Origin of the sequence: Vandammella animalimorsus (assembly GCF_002288875.1) — a bacterium.
Taxonomy (GTDB): domain Bacteria; phylum Pseudomonadota; class Gammaproteobacteria; order Burkholderiales; family Burkholderiaceae_C; genus Lampropedia; species Lampropedia animalimorsus.
Genome location: NZ_NTBH01000010.1, coordinates 24,269 through 51,262 on the forward strand (window position 1 = coordinate 24,269; position 26,994 = coordinate 51,262).

The window sequence follows — 26,994 nt, forward strand, 5'->3', positions numbered from 1 at the left end:
CCGCCTGGCAGCGGCCTGCCCAGAGCCAAAGAAAAGGCCCCAGCAGGCCAAGCAGGCCAAGCAGGCCAAGCAGGCCAAGCAGGCCAAGCAGGCCCTATGTTACGCAGGCGGGCCGTGGTGGCGGGGTTATGGCCTGCTGGGGTTTTCCCCGCATAGCGGCCCGCAGTGCGGAATCCCGAGCATGGCCATTGCGCCCGGCCTTTGGCGCTGCACCAGCAGCTGCCAGCCCCATGCCCCAGTGCCCGGCCTGCCGCCCTTTTGGCGCACAATCGGCGTTTTTTCAGCCTTGCCGCTGCCAGTGACTGCCGCAGGTTCGCAGCCCGCTGGCCATGCGCCCGCTTTGCCGCCCTCCCCCATGTCCAGCCCTGATTTCCGATCGCCATTGCGCGCCCGCAGTGCCGTTGCGGCGCTGTGCCTGATGTGTCTGCTTGCCCTGTCGCTGGCCGCCTGTTCGCGCCCCGAGGCGCCACCCCCGCCGGTGCGCGCCGTCAAGCTGTTGACGGTGGGCGAGACCGCGCAGCAGCCGCCCATTCAGTACGCTGGCGTGGTGGCCGCGCGCAGCGAGGCCGCGCTGGGCTTTCGCGTGGCCGGCAAGCTGCTGGCGCGGCCGGTGGTGCAGGGCCAGGCGGTGCGCAAGGGCCAGCTGCTGGCGCAGTTGGATGCGACCGATTACGAGCTTTCGGCCGCGGCGGCGCAGGCCCAGTTGCGCGCGGCCACTACGGAGCGCGATCTGCAAGCGGCCGATTTGCAGCGCTACCGCGAGCTGCGCGCGCAGAACTTCATCAGCGCTGCCGAGCTGGACCGGCGCAGCGCCGCTCTGAAGGCGGCGCAGTCGCGCGTCGAGCAGGCCCGCGCCCAGCTCAGCGCGCAGGGCAACCAGGCCGAGTACACGCGGCTGGTGGCCGATGCCGATGCCGTGGTCACCGCCACGCTGGCCGAGCCCGGCCAGGTCGTGGCCGCCGGCACGCCGGTGGTGCGCCTGGCCCTGGATGGCGCGCGCGAGGTGCGCTTTGCCGTGCCCGAGCAGCGCCTGGCGCAGGTCAAGGTGGGGCAGGAGGTGACGGTGCGCGCCTGGGCCGATCAGCAAACGCCGCAAGCGGCGCGGGTGCGCGAGATCGCCGCCAGTGCCGATCCGGCCACGCGCACCTTTGCCGTGAAGCTGGAGATCCTCGGGGCGGCGCAGCCGCCGCTGGGCGCGACCGTCACCGTCGATTGGCCGCGCGCGGCGCAGGCGCAGCCCAGCATCCGCCTGCCCGGCACGGCCATCTGGAGCGATGAGGCCGGGCGCAGCAGCGTCTGGGTCTATGAGCCGGGCAGCAGCACCGTGCAGCGCCGCCACGTCGAGCTGGGCGAGGCCGACGGCAATCAATGGATCGTGCGCAGCGGCCTGCAAGCTGGCGAGCAGCTGGTGGCCACGGGCGCACACGTGCTGCAAGAGGGCGAGAAGGTGCGCATCTTCGAGGGGCCGGGCAGCGGCGAGCCCAGCGCAGCGGAGCCAACGCGATGAGCGCCGCCCACAATCCGCCCGTCTCGCGCCACAACATCTCCAAATGGGCGCTGGAGCACCCGGCGCTGACGCGCTACCTGCTGGTGGTGCTGATGGTGTTGGGCTTTTTCGCCTACTTCCAGCTAGGCCAGGACGAGGACCCGCCCTTTACCTTCCGCGCCATGGTGATCCAGACGCACTGGCCCGGCGCCACCGCCGAGCAGGTGGCCGAGCAGGTCACCAGCCGCATCGAGCGCACGCTGCAGGAGGTGCCCTTTGCCGACAAGATCGACAGCTACTCCAAGCCCGGCCAGTCGCAAATCGTCTTCCAGCTCGACGACAGCAGCCCGCCGGCGCAGGTGCAGCAGCTGTGGTACACGGTGCGCAAAAAAGTCGGCGACATGGCCTGGCAGCTGCCCCAGGGCGTGCGCGGCCCGTTCTTCATCGACGACTTCGGCGATGTCTATGGCGTGATCTACGCCCTCTCAGGCCCTGGCTACAGCCCGGCCGAGCTCAAGGCCCAGGCCGAGCGCGTGCGCCAGCAGCTGCTGCGCGTGCCGGACGTGGCCAAGGTCGAGCTGTTTGGCGTGCAGCAAGAGCGCCTGTACATCGAAGCGCCCCAGCAACGCCTCTCACAGCTGGGGCTGAACATGAACCAGGTGCTGGCGCAGCTGGGCCAGCAAAACGCCGTGGCCGCCGCCGGCAGCGTGCACGGCGATGGCGAGCAGGTGCGCGTGCGCGTGCAGGGCCAGTTCGGCGCGCTGGAGGATTTGCGCGCCATGCCCATCCAGGCCGCATCCGGCCAGCAGCTGCGCCTGGGCGACATTGCCCAGGTCTGGCGCGGCTATGAAGACCCGCCTTCCGTCAAGGTGCGCTTTGAGGGCCAGCCGGTGATCGCGCTGGGCATCTCCATGGCCAAGGGCGGCGACATCGTGGCGCTGGGCCAGGCCTTGCACGCCCAGGCCGAGGCCATCGGCCAGGCGCTGCCCGCGGGCATGACGCTGCGCAACGTGCAGGACCAGCCAGAGGCCGTCACCAGCGCCGTGGGCGAGTTCGTCAAGGTGCTGATCGAGGCCGTGGCCATCGTGCTGGCGGTGAGCTTTCTCTCACTGGGCCTGCACAAGCGCGCTGGCCCAGCGCCGCTGTGGCGGCGCTACACGCTGGACATGCGCCCCGGCCTGGTGGTGGCCATCACCATCCCGCTGGTGCTGTCGCTGACCTTTCTGGTCATGCTCTACTGGGGCATTGGCCTGCACAAAATCTCGCTGGGCTCGCTGATCATCGCGCTGGGCCTGCTGGTGGACGACGCCATCATCGCCGTGGAGATGATGGTGCGCAAAATGGAAGAGGGCTACGACAAGTTCCGCTCCGCGCTGTTTGCCTACGACATCACCGCCAAGCCCATGCTCACGGGCACGCTGATCACCGCCGCTGGCTTTCTGCCCATCGGCATTGCCCGCTCCACCACTGGCGAGTACACCTTCGCCATCTTCGGCGTCACCGTCGTGGCGCTGCTGCTGTCGTGGATCGTCTCGGTCTATTTCGTGCCCTACCTGGGCGTGCTGCTGCTCAAGCCGCCCGCGCCCGGCGCACATGGAGAGGTCTACGACACGCCGTTCTACCAGCGCTTTCGCCGCCTGCTCGACTGGTGCCTGGTGCACCGCTGGCTGACCACCTTTGCCACTTTCGCGCTGTTCGCGCTGGGCCTGGTCGGCATGGCCAAGGTGCAGCAGCAGTTCTTCCCGGACTCCAACCGCCCGGAGATCATGGTCGATCTCTGGCTGCCAGAAGGCGCGTCCTTCCAGGCCATCGAGGACGTGGCGCTGCGCGCCGAGCAAACCCTGGCCGTGCAGCCGGGCGTGCGCAACGTCGCCACCTGGATCGGCTCGGGCACGCCGCGCTTTTACCTGCCGCTCGATCAGATCTTCCCGCAAAGCAACGTGGCGCAATTCATCGTGCAGCCGCACTCGCTGCAAGAGCGCGACGCGCTGCTGCGCAGCCTGCCGCAGACCCTGGCCGAGCAACTGCCCGAAGTGCGCGCGCGCATCAAGCTGCTGCCCATGGGCCCGCCCGTGCCCTATCCGGTGCAATTCAAGGTCATCGGCCCCGAGCCGGCCGCGCTGCGCGCGCGCGCCGATGAGGTCAAGGCCATCATGAGCGCCCATGCGCACATGCGCGGCGTCAACGACAACTGGAATGAGCGCATCAAGACCTGGCGCCTCGATATCGACCAGGATAAGGCCCTGGCCCTGGGTGTGAACAGCCAGTCCATCGCGCGCGGCACGCAGATGATTCTCGAGGGCGAAACCATCGGCCAGTACCGCGAGGACGACCAGCTCATCCCCATCGTGCTGCGCCCGCCGCTGGCCGAGCGCGACAGCCTTACGGCGCTGGGCAATGCCTACATCAACACCAGCTTCGGCGGCGCCATCCCACTGTCGCAGATCGCCACCGCGCGCATGGACTGGGAATGGGGCGTGCTCTGGCGCAGCAACCGCCAGTACGCCATCACCGTGCAGGGCGACGTCACCGCAGGCCAGCAAGGCGCCACCGTCACCAACGCGCTGCTGCCCGCGCTGCGCGCGCTGGAGCGGCAATGGCACGCCGATGGCCAGCAGGAATACCGCATCGAAGTGGCCGGCGCCATCGCCGAAAGCGCCAAGGGCTCGGCCTCCATCGCCGCCGGCGTGCCGCTGATGCTGTTCATCATCTTCACGCTGCTGGTCATCCAGCTGCGCAGCTTCTCGCGCGCGCTGCTGGTGTTCCTCACCGGCCCGCTGGGCATCGCCGGCATCGCCGCCGCGCTGCTGGCCACAGGGCGGCCCTTTGGCTTCGTCGCGCTGCTGGGCGTGATCGCGCTGATGGGCATGATCCAGCGCAACGCCGTGATCCTGATCGACCAGATCGAACTCGAACGCGCCGCCGGCGTGCCCGCCTGGGATGCCATCCTCAACGCCGCCACGCACCGCCTGCGCCCCATCGCCCTGACCGCCGCCGCCGCCGTGCTGGCCATGATCCCGCTCTCGCGCAGCGTGTTCTGGGGCCCCATGGCCACCGCCATCATGGGCGGCCTGATCGTGGCCACCGTGCTGACCCTGCTGGCCCTGCCCGCGCTGTACGCCCTGCTGTTTCGCGTGCGACGCGAAACGCCCGCCGCACCCGGCAGCGCCGCATAACATGGGCAAAGGGCCATCACGGATAATGCCGGCCCGCAAAACACCGCCCCCACACCACCCAAGGCCCCACCTATGCAAGCGCACGAACTGGAACTGCTCGCCCCGGCGCGCGATGCCGACATCGGCATCGAGGCCATCAACCACGGCGCGGATGCTGTCTATATCGGCGGGCCTGCCTTTGGCGCGCGGGCCACGGCGGGCAATGCCATTGCCGATATTGAGCGGCTGGTGCGGCACGCGCACCGCTATCGCGCGCGCATTTTCATCACGCTCAACACCATCTTGCGCGACGATGAGCTGGAGGCGGCGCGCCGCATGGCCTGGCAGGTGTACGAGGCGGGCGCCGATGCGCTGATCGTGCAGGACATGGGCTTGCTGGAGCTGGATTTGCCGCCCATCCAACTGCACGCCAGCACGCAAACCGACATCCGCACGCCCGAAAAGGCGCGCTTTTTGCAGGACGTGGGTTTTTCGCAAATCGTGCCCGCGCGCGAGCTGACGCTGGCGCAGATCGCCGCCATCCGCGATGCCATCGACCCGGCACGCACCACGATTGAATTCTTCATCCACGGCGCGCTGTGCGTGGCCTACAGCGGCCAGTGCTACATCAGCCACGCCCACACGGGCCGCAGCGCCAACAGGGGCGATTGCTCGCAAGCCTGCCGCCTGCCCTACCAGGTGCAAGACAGTCAGGGCCGCTTCATCGCCTACGACAAGCACGTGCTGTCGATGAAGGACAACAACCAATCGGCCAACCTGGGCGCGCTCATCGAGGCGGGCGTGCGCAGCTTCAAGATCGAGGGCCGCTACAAGGACATGGGCTATGTGAAAAACATCACCGCCCACTACCGCCGCCTGCTCGATGAGCAGATTGAGGCCAGCCAGGCCAGCGCCCAGCCGCTGGCGCGCGCCTCCAGCGGGTGCACCACGTTTTTCTTCACGCCCGATCCGCAGCAGAACTTCAACCGCGCCTTCACCGATTACTTCGTCAACGGCCGCCAGCAGGACATTGGCGCGTTCGATTCGCCCAAAAACCCCGGCACGCCCATTGGCTGGGTGCTGGCCATCAATAAGGCTGCCGTTAATAAAGCAGTCAACAAGGCCGCGCCCGCGGCCACCGCAGGCCGCCCGGCTGCCAAAGCGGGCCGCCAGCGCCCGGCAGCGGCGGCTGCGCTTTCTGCCACGGCTGCCGCCAACGCCAGCGCCGCCGACAACTGGCTGGACGTGCAATTGAGCGACAGCGCCGCGCAGCTCTCCAACGGCGATGGCCTGTGCTATTACGACCTGCGCGGCGAGCTGGTGGGCATGGCCATCAACCGCGCCGAGCCAGCGCCCAGCGGCCGCCCCGGCCAGTGGCGCATCTGGCCCAAAGACCCGATCGCCAGCCTGAAAGACCTGCGCAAGGATCTGACGATCAACCGCAACCGCGACATGCACTGGCAGCGCATGCTCGAGCGCCCCTCCAGCCAGCGCCGCATCGGCCTGTGGGCCACGCTCAGCGAGCCGCAGCCGGGCCAGTTGCTGCTGCAATTGAGCGATGAGGACGGCTTTGCCGCCAGCGCCCAGGCGGCGCACCCGCAGCAGGCGCCGCGCCAGCCACAGACCCTGGCCAAGAGCGAGCGCGCCGCCGTCCAGCAGTTGCAGCGTTTTGGCAACACGATGTTCGAGCCGCTGGCCGTGCAGGCGCGGCTGCAACAGAGCTGGTTTTTGCCCGCCTCGCTGCTCAACCGCCTGCGCCGCGACGCCCTGGCCGCGCTGGAGGCGGCGCGCGCCAGCGGCTACGTGCGCCCGCCGCGCGCCCAGCCTGTAGAGCCGCCCGCGCCCTTCCCCGAGGACACGCTGACGTATCTGGCCAACGTGCTCAACCACCAGGCGCACGCCTTCTACCTCAAGCACGGGGTGCAGGTGATCGACGCGGCCTACGAGGCCGACCAGGAGCTGGGCGAAGTCAGCCTGATGATCACCAAGCATTGCGTGCGCTATTCCATGAGCCTGTGCCCCAAGCAAGCCAAGGGGGTGATCGGCGTCAAGGGCACCATCAAGGCCGAGCCGCTGCACCTGATCAACGGCAAGGAAAAGCTCACCCTGCGCTTTGACTGCAAGCCCTGCGAAATGCACGTGGTGGGCAAGATCAAGCCCGGCGTGCTGGCTCAGCAACGCCAGGCCCAGCAGCAGGCGCTGGCCGAAGGCGTGCCCATGCGGTTCTATCGCCAACGCCCGGCCAGCACGCGGCATGTATAATCGCCGGTTTTCCTGGGTAAGGCGGCTTTGCTGCGCCTGGGGAAATCACAAGTGGCTGCAGGCAGATCGGCAGCGATCGCCAAGGGCCAGCCCGCGCGGGCTGCAGCGGCAAACACCATTGCAGCGGCGCAGGCGGCACGCCTGAACAGCCACAATGTCAAACAAGTCAGGAAACTGTTATGCCTAAGATGAAGAGCAAAAGCAGCGCGAAAAAGCGTTTTCGCGTTCGCCCAGGTGGCACCGTCAAACGCGGTCAAGCGTTCAAGCGCCACATCCTCACCAAGAAGAGCACCAAGAACAAGCGCCAACTGCGCGGCGTGACCAACGTGCATGAAACCAACCTCGGCCACATGGCGCAAATGCTGCCATTTGCCGGTCTGTAATCAGAAGGAGTCACGCACATGCCTCGCGTCAAACGTGGTGTTACGGCACATGCCCGTCACAAGAAAATCCTGAAGCTGGCCAAAGGTTTCCGCGGTCGCCGCGGCAACGTCTTCCGCGTTGCCAAGCAAGCGGTGATGAAGGCTGGCCAATACGCCTACCGCGATCGCCGCAACAAAAAGCGCGTGTTCCGCCAGCTGTGGATCGCCCGTATCAATGCCGCTTCGCGCGAACTGGGTCTGACCTACAGCCAGTTCACCAACGGCCTGAAGAAGGCCCAGATCGAAATCGATCGCAAGATGCTGGCCGATCTGGCCGTGCATGACAAAGCCGCATTCGGCAGCCTGGTCGAGCAGGCCAAGGCCAAACTGGCGGCGTAATCGCTTCACCATACAAGGCAATTTGCCTTTTCCGCCGTCGGGCCGGGCTTTGCGAATCTGCATGCAGGTTCTCTGAGCGCCGGCCCTTTTTCCTTTTGCAGCGCGCGGCGCAGCTGCAGCGTGTGATTGCATTCCTGGCAAGCAGCGCCATCAGGCCGCCCGGGAATGCCAAGCCAGCCCCGCTGCTATTCGCTGCCAGCATGCTGTCCCGAAGACCACTGCACGAATCAAACCAATGCGTGGCGTGTCAGGCCAAGGCGCAAAGTACAGCGATACCGGGCGGTATCGCGTGCAGTTGCACGCAGCCATGGCGCGGCAGACTCGATTTGATGTGTAGGTTTTTGCGGGACGACACACTAGCCCCTGATTTGAGAGCACGGATATGAGCACCGATTTGGCGGCCCTGGTCGAGCAGGCCCAAGCCCAATTTGCACAATGCGCCACCCCTGCGGCGTTGGAAGACGCCAAGGCCCGGTTCCTGGGCAAAAGCGGCCAGATCACCGCGCTGATGAAAGGCCTGGCCCAGCTCAGCGTGGAGGAGAAAAAAACCCAGGGCGCGGCCATCAACCAGGCCAAGCAGGCCATCGAAGCAGCGCTGAACGCGCGCCGCCAGGCCCTGGCCGATGCCGAGTTGCAGCGCCAGTTGCAGGCCGAGCGCCTGGACGTGAGCCTGCCCGGCCGCCGCCGCGAAACAGGCGGCCTGCACCCCGTGACCCTGGCCTGGGAGCGCATCGAGCAAATCTTCGGCTCCATGGGCTTTGACGTGGCCGATGGCCCGGAAATCGAAAACGACTGGTTCAACTTCACCGCGCTGGGCAACCCGCCCAACCACCCCGCGCGCTCCATGCAGGACACCTTCTACGTGGACATGCAGGGCGAGGACGGCCAGCCCTACTGCCTGCGCACCCACACCAGCCCGATGCAAATCCGCTACGCCACGGCCCATGCGCGCAAGCACGCCGAAGCCCTGGCGCGCGGCGAGGTGCAGGAGGTGCGCGTCATCGCCCCCGGGCGCACCTACCGCGTGGACAACGACGCCACGCACTCGCCCATGTTCCACCAGGTCGAGGGCCTGTGGCTGGGCGAGAACGTCAGCTTCAAGGACTTGAAGGCCACCTACCTGAACTTCTGCCGCGCATTCTTCGAGGCCGATGACCTGGTGCTGCGCTTTCGCCCCAGCTACTTCCCCTTCACCGAGCCCAGCGCCGAGATCGACATCCAGTTCCAAAGCGGCCCGCTGGCGGGCAAGTGGCTGGAAGTCTCCGGCTCCGGCCAGGTGCACCCGCAGGTGGTGCGCAACATGGGGCTGGATCCGGAGCGCTTCATCGGCTTTGCCTTCGGCTCGGGCATCGACCGCCTGGCCATGCTGCGCTATGGCGTGAGCGACTTGCGGCTGTTCTTTGACGGCGATGTGCGCTTTTTGCAGCAGTTCCGCTGACCCCATCTGCCGGATCAACCGCATGAAACGCCCTGCCCTGTTCACTGCCACCCTGGCTTTGGCAATGGCGCTTGCAGGTGCAACAGCCAGCGCCGCCGCGCCCGGCTACGACACCGTGCGCCTGAGCGACATCGATTTCAGCTACAACGCGCCCGCCGAAGGCAAAGCCTGCTGCGGCGCGCTCACCGCTTTGGGCAAGGCCACTAACACCAGCGATCTGGCGCTGGAAGACCCTGTCTTCGAAGTGCAGTTTTTCGACGCCCAAGGCAAGCTCATCGATGCCTTCAACGATGTCACCTACGGCCTGAAACTGCCGCCCGGGCAAGACATGATGGTGAGCCTGAGCGGCCGCGCCCGTTACGAAGCCGGGCGTTACGCCAGCGCCCAAATCCGCCTGATTTCGGGTGCATTCACCGAAGCCGGCAGCGGCCCGCAAGCCCCGGCGTTTGCGCAAACCGTCTGGATGCGGCTGCTGCTCAACTGGGGTCCCATGCTGCTGCTCATTGGCGTGTGGCTGTGGCTGGTGCGCCGCTCCGGTGGCTCAACCTATTCCAGGGATCTGCTGGCCTCGGTGCAAGAACAAAACCAGCTGCTGGCGCGCCAAGCCGCCGCCCTCGAACGCCTTGCCGACCATGCGTCCGCGCGCGATGCGCGCGACGCCCAAACCTAAAGCACACACCATGCAATTCCCAGAATCCTGGCTGCGCGCCTTCTGCAACCCGCCTTTGAACACCGAGCAACTGGCCGAGACCCTGACCATGGGCGGCTTCGAGGTGGAGGAGATCCGCCCGGCCGCGCCGCCGTTTGGCGGCATCGTCATCGGCGAAATCAAGGAGGCCGTGCAACACCCCGATGCCGACCGCCTGCGCGTCTGCCAGGTGGATGTGGGCGCGGCGGGTGATGGCGCGCTGCTGAACATCGTCTGCGGCGCGCCCAATGCGCGCGTGGGCATCAAAGTGCCCTGCGCCATGGTCGGTGCCGAGCTGCCGCCGGGCGAGGATGGCAAGCCCTTCAAGATCAAGGTCGGCAAGCTGCGTGGCGTGCAAAGCTTTGGCATGCTGTGCTCGGCGCGCGAGCTGGGCATTTCCGACGAGCACGGCGGCCTGCTGGAGCTGCCCGCCGACGCCCCCGTGGGCCAGAACGTGCGCGAGTATCTGCGCCTGGACGATGCGCTGCTGACCATCAAGCTCACGCCCAATCTGGCGCACGGCCTGAGCGTGTACGGCATTGCGCGCGAGCTGGCCGCGCTGACCGGCGCGCCGCTGCACACGCCAGCCATCCCCGCCGTGCCCGCCACCATGAGCGAAACCCTGCCCGTGCAGGTGCAGGCTGCCGATCTGTGCGGGCGCTTCTCCGGCCGCATCGTCAAGGGCGTCAACCCCCAGGCCACCACCCCGGCGTGGATGGTCGAGCAACTCGCGCGCTGCGGCCAGCGCAGCGTCTCACCGCTGGTGGACATCTCCAACTACGTCATGTTCGAGTACGGCCAGCCCAGCCACATCTTCGATCTGGACAAGATCGAGGGCGGCCTGCAAGTGCGCTGGGCCCGCGCGGGCGAAAGCCTGGAGCTGCTCAATGGCAACACCGTCGCGCTGGATGAGCAGGTGGGCGTCATCGCCGATGCCCGCCAGGTCGAATCGCTGGCGGGCATCATGGGCGGCAACGCCACCGCCGTGAGCGATGCCACGCGCAACATCTACATCGAAGCGGCCTTCTGGCACCCCGAGGCCATCCAGGGCCGCTCGCGACGTTTCAACTTCGCCACCGATGCCGGCCACCGCTTCGAGCGCGGCGTGGACCCCAGCCGCACGGTGGAGATCATCGAGCGCATCACCGCCCTGGTACTGGAGATCTGCGGCACGCCGCACACCCAGGTTGGCCCCATCGACGACCAGCGCCTGCGCCTGCCCGAGGCGCGCCCCATCGAGCTGCGCGTGGCGCGCGCCGCCAAGGTCATCGGCATGCCCATCAGCGCCCAGCAGTGCGAGGAGGTCTTTGCCCGCCTGGGCCTGCCCTGCGAGCGCGTGGCCCATGCCGAAGGGGAAGTGCTGCGCGTCACCCCCCCGCCCTACCGCTTTGACCTGGCCATCGAGGCCGATCTGATCGAAGAAGTCGCCCGCATCATTGGCTTCAACCAATTGCCCGATACCGCGCCGCTGGCCCCCATCGTCGCGCAAGCCCCCAGCGAAACCCAGCGCGGTAAATTCGCCGTGCGCCGCCTGTTGGCGGGGCTGGGCTATCAGGAAACCATCAACTTCAGCTTCGTGCAAGAGAGCTGGGAGCGCGATCTGGCTGGCAACGCCAACCCCATCCGCCTGCTCAACCCCATCGCCGCACCCATGAGCGTGATGCGCTCCAGCCTGCTGGGCTCGCTGCTGAACGTGCTCAAGTTCAACCTGGATCGCAAAGCCAGCCGCGTGCGCCTGTTCGAGGTCGGCCGCGTCTTTGCGCGCGATGCCAGCGTAGTCACCAGCGAGGCCAGCGTACAAGGCGTGCACCAGCCCCTGCGCGTGGCCGGCATCGCCTATGGCGACGCCGCTGGCCGCCAATGGGGCCAGACCGAGCGCCGCGTGGATTTCTACGACCTCAAGGGCGACGTGCAAGCCCTGCTGGCGCCCGCGCAGGCCGAATTCATCCCCTACGAACACCCTGCGCTGCACCCCGGCCGCAGCGCCCAGGTGCTGCTGGACGGCCAGCCCATTGGCGTGCTGGGCGAGCTGCACCCCCAATGGCGTCAACAATGGGAGCTGCCGCACGCGCCCATGCTGTTCGAGCTGGATTGGCAGGCCGTGCTGGCGCGCCAGTTGCCCCAAGCCCAGGCCATATCCAAGCATCAGCCCATTGAGCGTGACATCGCCATCGTCGTGGCCGAAGCCACCCCCTATGCCCAGGTGCACCAAGCCATTGTGCAGGCCAAGCTGCCCATTGCCCTGACACAAGCGCTGTTGTTCGACATCTACCGCCCCGCCGCCAACCAGGCCGCCGGCGAGCAGGGCGGCATTGGCCCTGGCGAGAAAAGCCTGGCCATGCGCCTGAGCTTCGACAGCGCCGGCGCAGCGCTGACCGATGCCGACATCGATGCCGCCGTCGCGGCTGTGGTACAAGCGCTGGAGCGCGCCGTAGCGGCGCGCCTGCGCCGCTGAAAGAGCCCATGCCATGACTGAGTTCCCCCTCGACATCGCCAGCCTGGAGCCCAATTCGCTGACCAAGGCCCAGCTGGCCGACCTGCTTTACGAGCGCATTGGCCTGTCCAAGCGCGAATCCAAGGACATCGTCGATGCCTTCTTCGAGCTCATCGCCAAGCAACTGATTGCCGGTGAGAGCGTGCGCATCTCCGGCTTTGGCAATTTCCAGGTTCGCACCAAAGCCGCGCGCCCAGGGCGCAACCCCCGCACCGGCGAAGCCATCCCCATCGAGGCCCGCAGCGTGGTCACCTTCCACGCCAGCAACAAGCTCAAAGAAAAAGTCCAGCCCGGCAGCTCAGGCTGAGTCAGAGACAGCCAAGCCATCTTTCTCCCAAACGAAGGCCCCGCCATCCTGCCCCGTCAGTGACTGGCGCGTTATGATGGCGTGCGCTACTGTGCGTGCGCCATTGAGCGCGGTGCGTGCCATGGCCCTTGTTTGCCTGCTATGAACACCCCCTTGCCACCCATCCCTGTCAAGCGCTACTTCACCATTGGCGAAGTGGCCGAACTGTGCGACGTCAAACCCCATGTCCTGCGCTATTGGGAACAGGAATTCACGCAGCTGCGCCCCATGAAGCGCCGCGGCAATCGGCGTTATTACCAGCACCACGAGGTGCTGATGATCCGTCGCATCCGGGAGCTGCTCTACGAACAAGGCTTCACCATCAGCGGCGCACGCTCGCGCTTGCAGAACTGGAGCCCCAACAAAGCCCCCGCAGCCCAAGCACAGATGAGTGCAGCCGGCGCCTCAGCCAGCGAAGAAGTGAGCACGGCCGCCGACACGCCTTCTGGTGCCGCACAACAAGATGCCGTGCAGGCGCAAGGCACCCTATTTACGGCGTCTGCCTCCAGCACAGGCAGCCTGTCGTGGGACGAATTGCGCGACGAGCTGTCAAAAATTCGCGCCATTTTGTCCGACCAGCCCAAAAACTAGGATAGAATCTCACGTTTTCGGCGTGTAGCGCAGCCAGGTAGCGCACTTGCATGGGGTGCAAGGGGTCGCGAGTTCGAATCCCGCCACGCCGACCATTCATGCGCATAGCATCGTCAGTAACAGAAACGCCTTTTGGGCGCATCGATCACTGACATGCCATGCACAAAGACCCTATCGTCTAGCGGTTAGGACATCGCCCTTTCACGGCGGTAACCGGGGTTCGAGTCCCCGTAGGGTCGCCAGATTGGCTTGCTGTAGCTCAGCCCATGGCATTTGCTTCAGCGCGCCTGTTGGCACTACCAGGAGCGGTAGTTCAGTTGGTTAGAATACCGGCCTGTCACGCCGGGGGTCGCGGGTTCGAGCCCCGTCCGCTCCGCCACAACATGAAAACCCTTGCAGCCTGCCGGTTGCAAGGGTTTTTTTCTTGGCTCTTTTGGGCGCTTTTGGCGTTTCTTGACGCTTTTCCTGACTCAGCTGCGGTAGATGGGCTCGAAGGCCTGCTGCTCGATCGCCTGCAGCTCCAAGGATTGGCCGGCCCAGAGCGCCAGCAACGGCCCGGGCAGCTCCAGCGTTTGCTCCAGGTGGTCGCACAAACGGGCGCATTCGGGCTCGTCCAAGCCATCATGGGCCTGGATGAACAGCACATAGGCGCGGCGGCGGGGGAATTCGCGCAGCTGCTTGCGCACCAGCCAGGCCGTGCGGATCGGGGCCGTCTCGCGCAACTGGGCCCGCAGCTGCTGCAGCTCAAAATCGCTCAAATCGTGGCGGGATATGCGCTCAAAGCAAGGGGCTTGATGCAGCTCCTGCCAAGCGCGCGTCTCGGCGGCCGCAGCCTCTTTCAGGCGCTGGCGCCATAGTTTGAGCGGCTCCTCCTGCGCCGGCTCCTCTTGCAGGGCCTGCTGCAGCCATTGCACCGCATGATCGCTGGCCCACCACTGGTACTGCGCATCGACCGTCCACAGCCGCTCGCACAGAGCCAGGGTGCGCGTATCGCGGGCCGGCAGGCTGCCAATCAAGGCCTTCAAGGCCTGGGCATGGTTCGGATCAGCGGCCAATGCCTGCTCGAACAGCGGCGCCACTGCCGCCTTGGGGTTAAGCCGCCGCCGCAGCAGGCCCAATTCCGTCAGCTCATCGGCACTGGCCTGCGCCTGCCGCGCCTGCAAGGCCTGCACGCGCTGGGCCAGGCGCGCCAGATGCTGGTGGTGGCTGCGCCAGCGCTGGTGGTTTTCACGGCGCCACTGCTGGTCAAGCAGCTCGATCCAGCGCTTGGGTTCGCGCAGCAGGCCCAAAGCCGGTTTGGCCGACCAGGCGGGCAGCACCGCAGGCTTTTGCAGGGCCTCTATGCGCTCGCGCAGGCTGGGGTGGGTGTCGTCGTGCTGGGGCCGCCGTCGCAATGCCTGGCGCAAGGCCGCTTGCGCAAACTCCGGCTCCGGCGGCGCCGCCAGCATGGTGCGCATGGCGCTGTAAGGCCCAATGGGCGCGGGCTGAGCAGCGGCCTGGCTCCAGTGGGCGGGCCAGAAATGCATTTCCAGCCAGGTCGCTTTCACATCGAGTTCCACCAGGGCGGCTGCGGCCGTGCCGCGGCCAGTCAGGCTGGCGGCAATGCGGTCGGCCTCGTATTCGTCCTGCCTGGCCATGGCAAAGGTCTTGGCGCAAAAGCGCGGAAAGTACCAATCGAGAAACTGGTCGGTGGCCACGCCGGCAAAACTGAAGTTGCGCGCCAGGCTGGCGTGCAGGCGCGCCCAGGACAGGCGGCTGCGATAAATCCATGCGGCAAAGCGCCCATGGTCGCCGCGCAAGTGGCCATATTCATGCGCCAGCACGGCGCACAGGCGCGGGGTGTCCAGCGCCATCAGCATGGGCAAGCCCACGGTCAACGTGTTGCGGGCCGCGCCGAACAGGCCAAACCGCGGCGTCTGCGTGATGCAGGCGTTGAAATCGCCATCGAGCAGCACCTGGTGGATGGGTGGGCCCTGCACTTTCTTGCGGATGCGCTCGAGCAGCTCGAACAGGCGCGGCGCGTCTTCCTGCGTCAGCTCCAGGCCCTGGGGCGGCGGCAGGCGCAGCCACAGTGCGCGCAACCCCGCCCACAGCAGCGAGGGCGCCGCCACCAACAACCAGACATACCCCCCATGAAATCGGCCACTCCAGATCGCCGCCAACAGCACCCACAGCAAAACCAGGCCCACGCCGACACAGCCCAGCACCCACAAATAGCCCAAGGCCGCAAACCAGAACACGGAGCGCCGGTAGGCCTGTTCATCGCTGGCGCTGTCCTGCTCCGACAGGCGCACCAAGTGAATGAAGTCCGAATATTTCATGGGTATCGCACCCCGCATGAGTGAAATGCAGAAGCTGTCTTGCAACTGGCAGGTTTCATATCGTAACAACACCCAGGCCATTCACTGCACTGGGTGGATTGGCGGCGATGCCGCCAGCTTCCCACTTGGCACGCGCGCGGCCTTGACGCTATCCTTTGCGCCGCCCCACACAAGAGGGCGGCATACATCAAAAGGAGACATTTCCATGGCAAGGCATGCACCGGGCGGCCGCTGGCCGCTGTTATTGTTGACCTCCACCTGGCTGGCCGCTTGCGGCGGCTCGGACGATGGGAGCCCAACACCTGTTGCCCCCAACTACCAGTCTGAGCTGCGACGCACGGCCATGGGCATTGCCCACATCAAGGCCGAGGACTGGCGCGGGCTGGGCTATGGCCTGGGCTATGCGCAGGCGCAGGACAACCTCTGCACCCTGGCCGATGCCTTTCTCACCTACCGGGGCGAGCGCTCGCGCCATCTGGGCGGCCAGGCGCTGGCGGTGAACAACAGCACCATCGGCCGGCCACGGAACATCGATTCGGACTTTTTCCATCGCCATCTGTTGCCTGACGATGCCGTGCAAACCATGGCCGCCGCGCAATCTGCGGACATGCATGCGCTGGTGGACGGCTTTGCCACCGGCTACAACCGCTATGTGCGCGAAATCCAGGCCGGCGAGCACCGCAGCGCGCACGCTGCTTGCCGCACGCAGCCCTGGGTGCAGGCCATCACCCCCCAAGACCTCTGGCGCCGCATGATGCAGGCTGGCCTGGCTGCCGGGCACAGCAACTTCGTGGCCGCCATCGCCAATGCCCAGCCCCCGGCCGCTGGCGGCAAGGCCACGCCGGCCGACTGGCCCAAGCCAAGCGAGGTACACGCGCCCCGGCTGGAAGTGGGCGGCAGCGCAGGCGTGGGCAGCAACATGTACGGCTTTGGCAGCGCCGTCACCGGCGGCGATGGCCCGCTGCTGTTTGGCAACCCACACTGGTATTGGAAGGGGGCCGACCGCTTCTACCAGACACAGCTGACCATCCCTGATCGCATCAACGTCAGCGGCGTGTCCTTCCTGGGCGTGCCGCTGGTGCTCATCGGCTTCAATGAGCACGTGGCCTGGAGCCACACCGTCTCCACCGCGCGGCGCTTTGGCCTGTTCCAGCTCAGCCTGGCCGAAGGCTCTCCCACCACCTACCTGGTCGATGGTCAACCCGTGCCCATGCAGGCCACGCCCATCAGCGTGCAAGTGCGTAACGACGATGGCAGCCTCAGCACCGTCACCCGCACGCTCTACAAAAGCCGCCACGGCCCGCTGGTCAACCTGGGCGCCCTGCACCCCGCGCTGGGCTGGGGCAACGCCAGCGCCTTTGCCATGCGCGACATCAACAGCGACAACCACCGCATCTTCCGCAACTGGCTGCGCTGGGGCCAGGCCACATCGCTGCAGGCCTTCATCGCCATCCAGAAGCAAGAATCCGCCGTGCCCTGGGTGAACACCGTGGCCGTGGGCCGCGGCAGCGACCAAGCCTGGTACGCCGACATCGGCGCCGTGCCCAACGTGCCCGACGCGCTGCTGGCGCAGTGCGCCACACCCGCCGGCCAGGCCCTGGCCGCTGCACTGCCAGGCGTGCCGGTGCTCAACGGCGCGCGCAGCGCCTGCAACTGGCAAAGCGATGCCGACTCGGCCCAGCCCGGCGCACTGGGCCCGGCGCGCATGCCCAGCCTGCTGCGCAGCGACTACGTGGCCAACATGAACGACAGCTACTGGCTGGCCAACCCGGCCGCGCCGCTGAGCGGCTACCCTGCCATCTTCGGCCCCGCTGGCAGCAGCGCGCAAACGCTGCGCACCCGCCTGGGGCACATCATGGTGCAAGAGCGCCTGGCCGGCGCCGATGGCTACCCAGGCCGCCAGGCCAGCGCCGCCATCGTGCGGGACATGGTGCTCAACAGCCGCGTGCTGAGCGCCGAGCTGTTCAAGGAACCGGCGCTGGCGCTGGTGTGCACCGAGGCCAGCATCGAAGGCGTGGACGTGCGCGCCGCCTGCGCCGCCCTGCAAGCCTGGGACAACCACGGCCACGCAGACTCACGCGGCTCGCACCTGTGGGACGAATTCTGGGGCCGCATACAAGTGCCGGCCGCGCAACTGTTTGCCGTGCCCTTCGACCCGCAGGACCCGCTGCACACCCCGCGCGGCCTGCAGGCCAGCGCCGCGCCCGCGCTGCGCACGGCTTTTGCCGCCGCCGTGCAAGCCGTGGCCGCCAGCGGCGCCGCCATGGACGCGCCGCGCGGCCAACTGCTCTACGCCACCCGCGATGGCCAGCGCATTGCGCTGTACGGCGGCTGCGGCGGCCTGGGCTACTTCACCATTGCCTGCTCCGAACTGCCTCTGGGCCAAGGCGGCTACGCCATGGACGGGCAGCCGCACGGCAACACCTACATGCAGGTGGTGGGCTTTGGCAGCAACGGCGTGCAGGCGCACAGCTTCCTGACCTTCTCGCAATCGGACGATCCGGCCTCGCCGCATTACAGCGACTACACCCGCGCCTATGCCGCCAAGCAATGGCTCCGCGTGCCCTTCACTGAAAGCGAGATCACAAGCCACAGCAACTACCGCACACAAATGCTGAGCGAATAGCGTTTGCAGGCGCCACAGCCCAAACAGCTCGCCTTGCCATGCACCCACGCAATGGGCATGGCAAGGCGTTTTGCTGAGCGTGTCATCAAAGTGCGCAATGCGACCTTCAAGGGCCTTGCGTGATCTCCAGCTGCACGCGACGGTTTCTTTGCCGGCCCTGCGGATCGTCGCGGCCATCGGGGTGCGCGTTGGGCGCAATGGGCTGGCCCTCGCCGTGGGCGTGCACCTGGATCGGGTGCTGCAATACGTCTTGCAAGGCCGCAGCCACAGTGTTGGCGCGCCGCTGCGACAGGGCCATGTTGTAGTCCTCGCTGCCCTTGCTGTCCGTGTGGCCGTGCACGCTCAGGCGCACATCCTGGTAGGCCTGCAGCAACTCTCGCACCTTGTCCAGCACGGGCTGTGCATCGGGGCGAATGTCGGATTTGTCGAAATCGAACAGCACGTCCGAGGGCAGCTCCAGCACGATGCGCTCCTGGCCTTGCTGCACGGCCTGGAGTTCGCCCAGCAGCTCTTGCGTGCGCTGCAGGTGCGCCGCGCTGCTCTGGCTGGGGCGCAAGGCGCTGGCCGTTGCCGCAGAGGCAGGCTGCAATTGGCCCGCTTGCGCCGTGGGCTGCAGTTGCATGGTGCGCGGAGCAGCCCGCAGATCGGCCGGTTGCAGCGGCTGCTCCTGCAACTGCGTGTGCCGGGGCGCGGCCTGCAGCCCCGAGGCCGCTGGCGGCTGCTGCAGCTGCAGGCCCGTCTCAGCCCTGGGAGGCGCTGGCTGCAAACTGGCTTGCGCCACTGCGCTGCCGGCGCTCACGACCAGGGCCAGCGGCCAGGCGCGTGTCGCCCATTGACGCAGCGTGCGCATCGCGCGCCTTTCACGGTTTCGTCTCAGCATGGCATGCCCCTGGTTCGTCAAAACAGTGCCTGGCGCAGATTGGCCCGCCACAACGACTGCATCAAGGCGCAGGCAACGCCATCACCAGGGCCGAGGCCCTGGTCGATGTGGCCGAGTGCCCATCGTTGATGACCAGCGTCAGCCCTTGCGCATCGGCTGGCAAGGCGCCCTGAAACACCAGCTCACCCACCATGGCCTCGTTGTTGGCGATCAGCAGCTTGGGGTTGTCGGTCGAGCGCTGCAGCATGAGGCGATCGCCCGCAGCGGTGCGCAGGAAGGTCTCGCCCCCTGCCAACTCCGTGCCGCGCGGGCGGCGGCGGTTGCTGAAGGCGATGCTGACCTGCAGCCGGGTGCGGTCGGCCTCGCGCTGCACCGATTGCACCTGCACCAACAGCCCCCCTTCGTTGCTGGCCTGCACCGGGTAGCGCACATCGGTAGCCAGCTTGGCAGCATCGGCGCCCACGCTGTGCACCCGCAGCTGGGACTGGACCTCGGGCGGCACGGCGATGGGCAGCTTCAGCGCAGGCGCTCGGGTGTCCTGCTCGCCATTGCCTTCATTGACCACCAGCGTCAGCTGCTGGGTGCCCACGGGGATGGCGCCCAAAAAGGTCAGCTGCCCTTCCATGGAAGCGTTGTTGGCAATTTGCACATTGGCATCCTCAGCCGGGCGCTTGAGCAGCAGGCGAGTGCCGCCATCGGTGAGCAAGAAGGTGTCGCCGCCAGCCAGCTGTGCGCCTTGCGGGCGGCGCTGGTTGGCAAAGGACACGGCCACATCCAGCACCGTGTGGTCGGGCTGGGCGGCCATGCCCTTGACGCGCAAATTCCAGCCGCCCTCGCTGCTGGCCTGCGCCTGCACGGCCGTCATCTGCACCGCCGCATTAGTCTGTTGCTGTGCCTGCGCTGCAGGCAGGCCCCAAGCCCACGCGCTGGCGGCCAGCGCCAAACACATGCAAGCCCGTGCGGCGGGCCTGGCAGTCAGCCTGAAGATGTCTGAAAACACTCGGCGGTCTTTCATGCAAGCTCCTGTCGTCCATTGATGATGAGATCGGCTCCAGCCCACAGGCACAGCCAGCCGTGGTGGCCCGGCGGGCATGATGGCATAGCCCCCAGATACCAGGCAAGGCACACGCATCGCAGCCTGGCCAGTCTGACGTGGCTGCGCTTCAGTGCAGCAGCACCTCAGCGGATGGTCACACTGTTGATCTGCACTGGGCCATTGCGCTGGCCTGTCGCGCCATCTTGCGCCTCGGCACAATCGCCGACGATGCGAACGTCCTGCGTATTGCGCCCGGTCACCACGACCGTCTCGCCTCGCAATGCGCGGCCTTGGATGTTGACGCTGTTGACGTTCACGGCAGTGTTGGCGTCGCAATGCACCTGGATGCGCTCGGCCCGATTGCCTGTGACTTCGATGCGGTTGCCGCGCTGTGGCTGGGCCTTTTGTGCCGGCATGTTTTGCCCCTGTTTCTGCTCTTGTTGCGAATGACCCGATTGCGCCCAGCTGCCACTGACCATGCTCAGCATGGCCGCTGCGGCGGTGCAGGCGCCCAGGGCGACTCGGTGATAGCGGTGACTCATGGCATGGCCCTCCTGAAGTGGAAGAAGTTGTGCTGCGCTCAGTGCCCGGCTCATGGCGCGGATGACTCTTGCTCAGGCTGCGCCGGTGTGGCCGAATCAGGCTGTGGTGGTGGTGGCGCAGTGACGATCGAGCCCTGGCGCAGCCCTGGTATCGACACCTCGGCGGCAGGCATGGGCGCAGCGCGATCGACCGGGTGCGCCTGCATGGCCGCAGCGCCTGGCATGGGCGTGGCGTGGGCAGCCGCAGCGCCTTGGCCGGGCGGCTTGCCGGATGCGATGGCAGCGCCCATCTCCTGCGCAAAGCGCTCGGACAGCGCCAGCTCCTCGGCCGCCATTTGTGAGCCCAGGCTTTGAATCAGGCGCGCCACATCACGGCCGCTGCGCTGGCCCTGCGCCGCAGCAAATTGCTGGGTCAGGCGTGCGTAGCCCAGCGCCTTGACCGAATCCTGGGGCACGCCCTGGCCCTTGTGGTACATGCGACTGAGGCGCTCCATGGCTGCGGCATCGCCACGCACGGCCGCCATCAAATACCAGCGATAGGCTTGGCCGATATCGGCGATGGGCGAGCGCTCATTGCGATAGGCATCGCCCACCAGCGCCATCAGCACCGGGTTCTGGCTTTGCAAGGCCTGGGCCTGCAGCTCGCGCAATTCGTTGTGCAACAGCGCGCCACTGCAACCCAGCCCAGGCTGGCCTTTGTCCAGCGCCTCCTGGCAGGCCTGCACGTAGCGCGCGGCATGGCTGTGCGCGGCGGCCTGGGCCGGCGGTGGCGAGGGCGCCTCAAGCTGTGGCTGTGCCCAGCACCATGTAGCCGCCCCCAGGCAGGCTGCGGCCAGCGCCAGGCCACGGCGGCTCTGGCGCGTCGGTTGCGGCAGCCGCCTTGGCGGCGTGGGCGATGTCTGGCGGGTATTGATTGGCCATTGACTCATGCTCAGCCCTCCTCATAAAGCACCGGCGCGGCCTGTGTGCGGGCGCGCTGCGCAGCCTCCTCGGCCTGGCGCTGCGCGGCTTGCTCGGCCAGCGCGGCCTCTCGCTTGAACTCCTCGTCCCATGGCATGGGCACGTTGAAGAACAGTGGCTCGAAATGCTCCCAGCTCGTGAGGTCGATCTGCGCGCCCAACTGCGGAAAATGCGCCGCATACACCTGGGCCACGGCCTGGGCCGTGGGCGCATCGAGCTGCTGCGTCACCTGCACGGGCTGCTGGTACTTTTGCAGCATCACCTGCGCCAGGCCAATGCGCACCTGCGGGCTCAGCGCCTCGAAGGCGTTGCGCATGTTCTCCACCACCACCGGATCGGGGTGGCCGTTGGGGATGGTGCGCCAGTACGGGGTGTTGGTGACCTTGCCGACGATTTCCAGCACGCTCAAATCCACCAAGGTGCGAATGGCCGAATGCCGGCCCTGCATGTACTTGCCCTCGGTCTTGAAGCCAAAGGCGTCGCCGTAAAAGCCCAGGCTGGCATTGCGCTCGCTGGTCATGTCCAGCACCTTCACGACATTGGAGGACTGCATGCGCGGCACCATTTGCTGCGTCTGGAAGTTGACCACGTTCAGATCCAGCGCCAGCGCCGAATAAATCGCCACATTGGTGGCGTTGTAGCCCAGGGCCGTGCTGCCATGGCCCTTGCCGAATTCCACCGAAGCATTGTTGGCACGGCCCGCGCCCGACAACGCACGGTCGAACTCGGTCAGTGCGCCGGTAATCAAGTAATCAGGCATGGTGACGCCGAACTGCCCGCCCAGCTGGGCCTGGGCCACCAGGTAATCGGGGTGGTAGGGCACGTACACCACCTTGGCGCCAATGCGGTTGAGCGCCGTGCGCACCATCTCGGTCACGTCGCCTGGGATTTCGGCCCCGGCCAATGGGCTGGAGAGGTTGGTGGAATCCAGGATGGTGCGCGACTGCACATACAGCACCGGGTCGCCGGACTTGTAGACATTGAGCATGTAGCCCAGGCGCTGCAGCGCCTGGGAGTACAGGTTCAGGTTGGCCTGCGGCAGCTCGCGCAGCTCCTGATACGTGGCCAGCTGCTTTTGCGCATCGCGCATGGCGTGTTTGGGCGTCGAGCAAGCGGCCAGCAGCGCCGCCGCTGCCAGGGCTGCACACAGCCCGGCGTGGCCAGGCCAATTGTTTTTCATTGTTGTATTCACAAAATTCTCTTCAATGGACAAACCGGCAGGCACCGGCGCAAAGCGCACAGTGCCTGACCTGGGAGATCGGATGGAATGCAAACAGCCTGCCCCCATGCGGCAGGCCGCCGCGCCACTCACCGGCGGTTGTTCAGCACAGTGATGTTTTCCACGCCCTCGCCTTCTACATACAGCGTGACATTGCCCGAGACATTGCCCTGAATCACCGGACTGGCCACGCGCACCGAGCCATCGGGGCCCTGCGTGACATCCGTGTAGTCCGTGCGGATCACGAGGTTGCTCTGGTTGGGCGGCAGTCGCAGCGTGCCATCCTCGCCCACCATGGCCCTGGCATCGACCATGGAGCGATCGGCCAGCGCCTTGGCCACGCGAGAGCGCGCCGCCACACTGGGCGTGACGGTGTCCGTGACCTTGATCTCCTTGTCCTGCATGTCCTTGTACATGCTCATGGCCGTGCCGTACTGCACCATCTGCGCCTGCGCCAGGCCGGCGCCGCTCAGCCAGGCCAGGGCGGCACAGCTGCATGCCACTGCGGTGCGATGGATTGCTGTTCGTCTGCGCATTGCTTGCTCCTCATTGAAAGACAAAGTTGTAGGCCGGCGCGATCAACACGCTCTGGTTGATCACCCCGGTGGACGGCACGGTATAGGTGTAGCCGGGGTTGGCCACATGCGGCACATTGGCCGCCACGCCCGCTGCCCCCACCAGCGCGCCGGCATTGATGACGCTGCCCGTGGTCGCGCCCGGCGCCGCAGCGCCCCGGTTGGCAACGATGTTCACCGAGCCCGTCATCACGCCGTGGTTGATGAGCGAGTTGACCGTGCCGCCGGCCGTGCTCGACTGGTTGCCGGCAATCAGCACGCGCCCAGCCATCACCCCGTTGTTCACCACCGAGTTGCTGACCCCGCCCATGCTGGCCGAGCCTCGATTGCCCACAATGCTGACATCGGCGGCCATCATCCCGTTGTTGACCACGCTGTTGACCGTGCCGCTTGTGGAGGCCGTGCCATCGTTGCCGACGATGTTCACCCGGCCAGAGAGCTGCCCCTGGTTCTTCACGGCATTGGCCACGCCCGCCGAGCTGGCATTGGCCTTGTTGGCCGCCAGCACGATGCGGCCATTCATCGACCCACTGTTGTGCACCGAGTTGGCCAGCGCATTGCCACTGGCCTGCCCCTGGTTGCCCACGATGGTGACGCTGCCCGAAAGGCTGCCGCTGTTGTCCACGCTGTTGAGCACGCCGCCAGCGGCCGCCTGCCCCCGGTTGTTGAGGATGGCGATCTGCCCGCCCAGGCGCCCATGGCGGTTGCGCACCGAGTTGGCCAATGCGGCATTGGCGCTGCCACGGTTGCCGCTGATGGTGATAGCGGCATTGCCCAGGCTGCCACTGTTGATCACCGAGGCGTTCACCCCGCCCTGGCTGGCGCTGGCCTGGTTGTTGGCGATCGTGATGCGCGACTGGGCTATGCGCCCGCCTTGCTGATTCTTCACGCTGGCCACCGTGCCGCCCGTGCCGATGGAGGCGCGATTGCCCGTGATGCCGATCGAGCTGTGCGCCACGCTGGAGCCGCCATCGGCCTTCACGCTGCTGGCCTCGGCCCCGGCCGCATCCGCATGCACCTGCTGGGCCTGGTTGCCCACCACATCGAGCCGGCTATTGCTGGCCGTGCCATCGATGGTCACGCTGTGGGCCAAGGCCTGCTGGCCCTGGCTGGAGCGCACGCCCGTGGCTTGGTTGCCAGCCACGCGCATCTCCAGCGCGCGCAGGCCTTGGGCCCTCTGGCCCAGCGCCACGCTGTTGACCGAGGCACCGCCTTCCTGCGCATCGACGCGCTCGACCCGGTTGTCCTCCACCAACAAGGTGCTGGCTGTCAGCGGGGCCTGGATGTCCAGCGTATTGAGGTTCACATCGGCAAAGCTCTGCCGCTCATTCACACCGAACAGGCCGCGCGTGGTCTGTGCAAATGCACTCACCGATGCCGCCTGGTTGTTGCGCACCAGCGCCTGGCTTTCCAGTAACCGGCCACGTTGGCTCAGCGCCAGCGTATTGGCCTGCACCAGCGCGCCATCGGCGTGCATTTCCTCGGCCCGGTTGGCCTGTACCTGCACATGGCTATCCTTCAGGCCGGCGCCCTGTTGCCCTTCCAGATACACGCTGTTGACTGCGGCAATGCCATGGCGCGACGATCCGTAGCCCAGCGTCTGCTGATGGTCGCCACGCGCATGGATGCCCTGGGCGCGGTTGTTCTCGATCGTCACCGGCGTGCGCACCAAACTGGCGCCCCGGTAGGCGGCCAGCGACTGCACCAGCGCCGTGCCGCCCATGCCGGAGACCAGCTCGGCCCGATTGCCTGCAATCTGCAGTTGCGAATCGGCATCGACGCTGCTGTTATCGTGCAGCAGCACTGCATTGAGCGCCGCCCGCGCACGGGTGTGGCTGCTGCTGATGGCTGTGCTGCTGGATTCGGCCTGCGTCTGCACCTCGATGGCCGTATTGCCCTTCAGCCAGACCGGCGCGTGCAAAGCGCTGCCCGCGCCATCGCCACGCTCCAGGCTGACGGAGTTGGCCGTGATGCTGCCGCCATCGGCATGCAGCTGCCCGGCCGTATTGGCCTGCAACGCCAGCTGCGGGCTGCGCCACTGAGAGCCAACCACCGCCAGGCTGTTGGCCAGCACCACCGCATCCTGCTGGGCTTTCCAAAGCAGGCCGCCGGCCAGTTGCTCCTGGCTGCCTTGTGTGCTCAGCTCCTGGGCTTGGTTGTGCTCGATCAGCACCTGCCCATCCTGCAGGCTGGCCTGCTGATCGGCCAACACACTATTGGCCATGGCCTGGCCGCCGCGCACATCCAGGCCCCGCGCCTGGTTGCCCTGCTGCAGCACTTGCATGTTTTTCAGCGCGGCTTGATCGGCCAACACCACGCTGTTGGCCCCAGCGCGGCTGGAGCGCTCTGCCGCGCCCAGGGCACCACCCAATGCGGACACACTGCCGCCATTGGTGCGCACCTGCTGCGCGCTGTTGTCCTGCTGAGTCAGGCTGCTGGCATCGAGCTGCGCCTGCAGCGCCCAGATGCTGTTGGCCAGCGCCACACCACCACGCGCCTGCACATCCTGCGCATCGTTGCCGGTCTGCGTGTGCTCATTGCGACCCGCCAGGCGGGAGCGGTCCAGATTGATGCTGTTGGCCAGGGCGCTGGCGTAGTTGTCCACCGAGGCCAGTGCCCCCATCAGCACGGAGCCCTCGCCACCGAATGCGCCAACACGCTGGGCCACATTGCCTTGCTGCACAGCATGCCAATTGCGCACCTGGCCATCCATTTGCGTCAACGCCATGGAGTTGGCCATCGCGCCACCGCCTGCCCCCACGATCTGCCGGGCCTCGTTGCCCTGTTGGTGCAAGCGGCTGTGGCTCAACTGCGTCTGCGCCAATGCGATGCTGTTGGCCAGCGCCGCGCCTTCGAGCTTGGCCTGCGCCAGCGCGCCATAGCCCAGCGCGGCCGAAGCGCCCGAGGCCAGCACCTCGCTGGCCACATTGCCATGCTGCTGAATGCGCACCTGCTGCAAGCCCGACTGGCTGGCCGTCAGCACATTGGCCAGGGCCGAGCCACCCACACTGCGCACGCCCTGCGCACGCTGCTGGGTATTGCTGATTTCAGAATTCTCTACATCGGTGCTTTGCAGCAACACACTGTTGGCGCTGGCGCGCCCCGGGATCTGCATTGAGGCGCTGCCCAGCAAGGCATACAGCTCGGCGCCCTGGGCATGGACATCGCCCGCCTCATTGCCAGCCACCGTCACCTGCGAGCCCTGCAGGCGTTTGCGCTCACCCTGGCCAGAAATCAAAATGCTGTTGGCGCTGGCCGCGCCGCCCAGGGTCGTCATCGGCCCGCTGAGGCGGTTGCCGCTGACCAGCAGCTGGCTTTGCCCCACATCCATGGCCTCCAGCCCAATGGTGTTGACCTGCGCCGTGGCGATCAGACGCAACACACCTGCCAAGCCAAACCCCAGGCTGCCGCCCAGGCCCACGGCCTCGACCTTTGCCGCGCTGCGGTTGCCCGATACCGTGATGGCGCTGGAGCGGATGCTGCTGCCAGGGTTGCCCTCCATGACCCAACCCAGGCCGTGCAGCATGTTTTCCTGCGCCTGCACCGGCCATGCCGTCAGCGCACAGGCTGCAGCGCAGGCCGTGGCCACCACGGTCTTGTTGATTCGCACCATA

19 protein-coding genes and 3 tRNA genes are annotated in these 26,994 nt (G+C 66.7%); 14 read left to right on the top strand and 8 right to left on the bottom strand.

The window, feature by feature from the left end; all coding sequences use genetic code 11:
• Positions 1-355 precede the first annotated feature (355 nt).
• The 13 genes from CLI93_RS12710 (at position 356) to CLI93_RS12770 (ending at position 13,600) form a co-directional block, all read left to right on the top strand.
• Complete coding sequence (locus CLI93_RS12710) at positions 356-1,507, top strand: efflux RND transporter periplasmic adaptor subunit (RefSeq protein ID WP_238946074.1); 1,152 nt, start codon at positions 356-358, stop codon at positions 1,505-1,507.
• Complete coding sequence (locus CLI93_RS12715) at positions 1,504-4,662, top strand: efflux RND transporter permease subunit (RefSeq protein ID WP_095542981.1); 3,159 nt, start codon at positions 1,504-1,506, stop codon at positions 4,660-4,662. The genes CLI93_RS12710 and CLI93_RS12715 overlap by 4 nt, the downstream gene beginning before the upstream one ends.
• 72 nt (positions 4,663-4,734) lie before the next feature.
• Positions 4,735-6,903, top strand: a complete 2,169-nt coding sequence (locus CLI93_RS15475) for a peptidase U32 family protein (protein ID WP_238946645.1) — start codon at positions 4,735-4,737, stop codon at positions 6,901-6,903.
• A 179-nt stretch (positions 6,904-7,082) separates the two neighbouring features.
• Positions 7,083-7,286, top strand: a complete 204-nt coding sequence (rpmI, locus tag CLI93_RS12725) for a 50S ribosomal protein L35 (RefSeq protein ID WP_095549940.1) — start codon at positions 7,083-7,085, stop codon at positions 7,284-7,286.
• Positions 7,287-7,304: 18 nt separating this feature from the next.
• Complete coding sequence (gene rplT / locus CLI93_RS12730) at positions 7,305-7,664, top strand: 50S ribosomal protein L20 (RefSeq protein WP_095539729.1); 360 nt, start codon at positions 7,305-7,307, stop codon at positions 7,662-7,664.
• 382 nt (positions 7,665-8,046) lie between these two features.
• Complete coding sequence (pheS, locus tag CLI93_RS12735; RefSeq protein WP_095995969.1) at positions 8,047-9,102, top strand: phenylalanine--tRNA ligase subunit alpha; 1,056 nt, start codon at positions 8,047-8,049, stop codon at positions 9,100-9,102.
• 22 nt (positions 9,103-9,124) lie between these two features.
• Complete coding sequence (locus CLI93_RS12740) at positions 9,125-9,772, top strand: hypothetical protein (RefSeq protein WP_143327011.1); 648 nt, start codon at positions 9,125-9,127, stop codon at positions 9,770-9,772.
• Positions 9,773-9,782: 10 nt separating this feature from the next.
• Positions 9,783-12,245 (top strand): phenylalanine--tRNA ligase subunit beta, encoded by a 2,463-nt coding sequence (pheT, locus tag CLI93_RS12745; RefSeq protein ID WP_095550109.1) that lies wholly within the window; start codon positions 9,783-9,785, stop codon positions 12,243-12,245.
• 13 nt (positions 12,246-12,258) lie between these two features.
• Complete coding sequence (locus CLI93_RS12750; protein WP_095542985.1) at positions 12,259-12,591, top strand: integration host factor subunit alpha; 333 nt, start codon at positions 12,259-12,261, stop codon at positions 12,589-12,591.
• A gap of 141 nt (positions 12,592-12,732) precedes the next feature.
• Positions 12,733-13,221 (top strand): MerR family transcriptional regulator, encoded by a 489-nt coding sequence (locus CLI93_RS12755; protein WP_095542986.1) that lies wholly within the window; start codon positions 12,733-12,735, stop codon positions 13,219-13,221.
• A gap of 18 nt (positions 13,222-13,239) precedes the next feature.
• A tRNA-Pro gene (locus CLI93_RS12760) sits at positions 13,240-13,316 on the top strand.
• Positions 13,317-13,388: 72 nt separating this feature from the next.
• Positions 13,389-13,463: transfer RNA gene (locus tag CLI93_RS12765), tRNA-Glu, on the top strand.
• Between the two features lie 60 nt (positions 13,464-13,523).
• Positions 13,524-13,600: transfer RNA gene (locus tag CLI93_RS12770), tRNA-Asp, on the top strand.
• Between the two features lie 91 nt (positions 13,601-13,691).
• Here CLI93_RS12770 and CLI93_RS12775 read toward each other — a convergent pair.
• Positions 13,692-15,542 carry a M48 family metallopeptidase gene (locus CLI93_RS12775; protein ID WP_095995971.1) on the bottom strand — a complete coding sequence of 617 codons (1,851 nt, stop codon included), beginning with the start codon at positions 15,540-15,542 and terminating at the stop codon, positions 13,692-13,694.
• A gap of 205 nt (positions 15,543-15,747) precedes the next feature.
• On the opposite strand from CLI93_RS12775, the gene CLI93_RS12780 reads away from it, so the two are divergent.
• The gene (locus CLI93_RS12780; protein ID WP_095542988.1) at positions 15,748-18,168 is read left to right on the top strand and encodes a penicillin acylase family protein; all 2,421 of its coding nucleotides are present in this window, start codon (positions 15,748-15,750) and stop codon (positions 18,166-18,168) included.
• A 106-nt stretch (positions 18,169-18,274) separates the two neighbouring features.
• On the opposite strand, the gene CLI93_RS12785 is transcribed toward CLI93_RS12780, so the two are convergent.
• The 7 genes from CLI93_RS12785 to CLI93_RS12815 all read right to left on the bottom strand — a co-directional run bounded on the left by CLI93_RS12785 (position 18,275) and on the right by CLI93_RS12815 (position 26,993).
• Entirely contained in the window at positions 18,275-19,048 is a 774-nt protein-coding gene (locus tag CLI93_RS12785) for an OmpA family protein (protein ID WP_095542989.1), read from the bottom strand.
• Between the two features lie 61 nt (positions 19,049-19,109).
• On the bottom strand, positions 19,110-20,063 hold the full coding sequence (locus CLI93_RS12790) for a hypothetical protein (protein WP_143326431.1): 954 nt from the start codon (positions 20,061-20,063) through the stop codon (positions 19,110-19,112).
• Positions 20,064-20,227: 164 nt separating this feature from the next.
• Positions 20,228-20,626, bottom strand: a complete 399-nt coding sequence (locus CLI93_RS12795) for a hypothetical protein (protein WP_095542991.1) — start codon at positions 20,624-20,626, stop codon at positions 20,228-20,230.
• Positions 20,627-20,676: 50 nt separating this feature from the next.
• Entirely contained in the window at positions 20,677-21,555 is an 879-nt protein-coding gene (locus tag CLI93_RS12800; RefSeq protein WP_095542992.1) for an SEL1-like repeat protein, read from the bottom strand.
• Positions 21,556-21,557: 2 nt separating this feature from the next.
• On the bottom strand, positions 21,558-22,766 hold the full coding sequence (locus tag CLI93_RS12805) for a hypothetical protein (protein WP_095542993.1): 1,209 nt from the start codon (positions 22,764-22,766) through the stop codon (positions 21,558-21,560).
• 128 nt (positions 22,767-22,894) lie between these two features.
• A complete protein-coding gene (locus CLI93_RS12810) occupies positions 22,895-23,308 on the bottom strand; it encodes a hypothetical protein (RefSeq protein ID WP_095542994.1) in 414 nt (137 codons plus the stop codon).
• A gap of 43 nt (positions 23,309-23,351) precedes the next feature.
• On the bottom strand, positions 23,352-26,993 hold the full coding sequence (locus CLI93_RS12815) for a hypothetical protein (RefSeq protein ID WP_095542995.1): 3,642 nt from the start codon (positions 26,991-26,993) through the stop codon (positions 23,352-23,354).
• Between the last annotated feature and the right edge of the window lies 1 nt (position 26,994).

Bases quoted from the DNA above. Each gene is read 5' to 3' on its own strand.
- CLI93_RS12780 (WP_095542988.1), top strand. From the start codon at position 15,748: ATGGCAAGGCATGCACCGGGCGGCCGCTGGCCGCTGTTATTGTTGACC.
- CLI93_RS12775 (WP_095995971.1), bottom strand. From the start codon at position 15,542: ATGAAATATTCGGACTTCATTCACTTGGTGCGCCTGTCGGAGCAGGAC.
- CLI93_RS12795 (WP_095542991.1), bottom strand. From the start codon at position 20,626: ATGAGTCACCGCTATCACCGAGTCGCCCTGGGCGCCTGCACCGCCGCA.
- rpmI (WP_095549940.1), top strand. From the start codon at position 7,083: ATGCCTAAGATGAAGAGCAAAAGCAGCGCGAAAAAGCGTTTTCGCGTT.
- CLI93_RS12740 (WP_143327011.1), top strand. From the start codon at position 9,125: ATGAAACGCCCTGCCCTGTTCACTGCCACCCTGGCTTTGGCAATGGCG.
- CLI93_RS12785 (WP_095542989.1), bottom strand. From the start codon at position 19,048: ATGCTGAGACGAAACCGTGAAAGGCGCGCGATGCGCACGCTGCGTCAA.
- CLI93_RS12715 (WP_095542981.1), top strand. From the start codon at position 1,504: ATGAGCGCCGCCCACAATCCGCCCGTCTCGCGCCACAACATCTCCAAA.
- CLI93_RS12805 (WP_095542993.1), bottom strand. From the start codon at position 22,766: ATGAAAAACAATTGGCCTGGCCACGCCGGGCTGTGTGCAGCCCTGGCA.
- pheT (WP_095550109.1), top strand. From the start codon at position 9,783: ATGCAATTCCCAGAATCCTGGCTGCGCGCCTTCTGCAACCCGCCTTTG.
- CLI93_RS12815 (WP_095542995.1), bottom strand. From the start codon at position 26,993: ATGGTGCGAATCAACAAGACCGTGGTGGCCACGGCCTGCGCTGCAGCC.
- CLI93_RS15475 (WP_238946645.1), top strand. From the start codon at position 4,735: ATGCAAGCGCACGAACTGGAACTGCTCGCCCCGGCGCGCGATGCCGAC.
- CLI93_RS12750 (WP_095542985.1), top strand. From the start codon at position 12,259: ATGACTGAGTTCCCCCTCGACATCGCCAGCCTGGAGCCCAATTCGCTG.
- CLI93_RS12800 (WP_095542992.1), bottom strand. From the start codon at position 21,555: ATGAGTCAATGGCCAATCAATACCCGCCAGACATCGCCCACGCCGCCA.
- CLI93_RS12790 (WP_143326431.1), bottom strand. From the start codon at position 20,063: ATGAAAGACCGCCGAGTGTTTTCAGACATCTTCAGGCTGACTGCCAGG.
- CLI93_RS12710 (WP_238946074.1), top strand. From the start codon at position 356: ATGTCCAGCCCTGATTTCCGATCGCCATTGCGCGCCCGCAGTGCCGTT.
- CLI93_RS12755 (WP_095542986.1), top strand. From the start codon at position 12,733: ATGAACACCCCCTTGCCACCCATCCCTGTCAAGCGCTACTTCACCATT.
- rplT (WP_095539729.1), top strand. From the start codon at position 7,305: ATGCCTCGCGTCAAACGTGGTGTTACGGCACATGCCCGTCACAAGAAA.
- pheS (WP_095995969.1), top strand. From the start codon at position 8,047: ATGAGCACCGATTTGGCGGCCCTGGTCGAGCAGGCCCAAGCCCAATTT.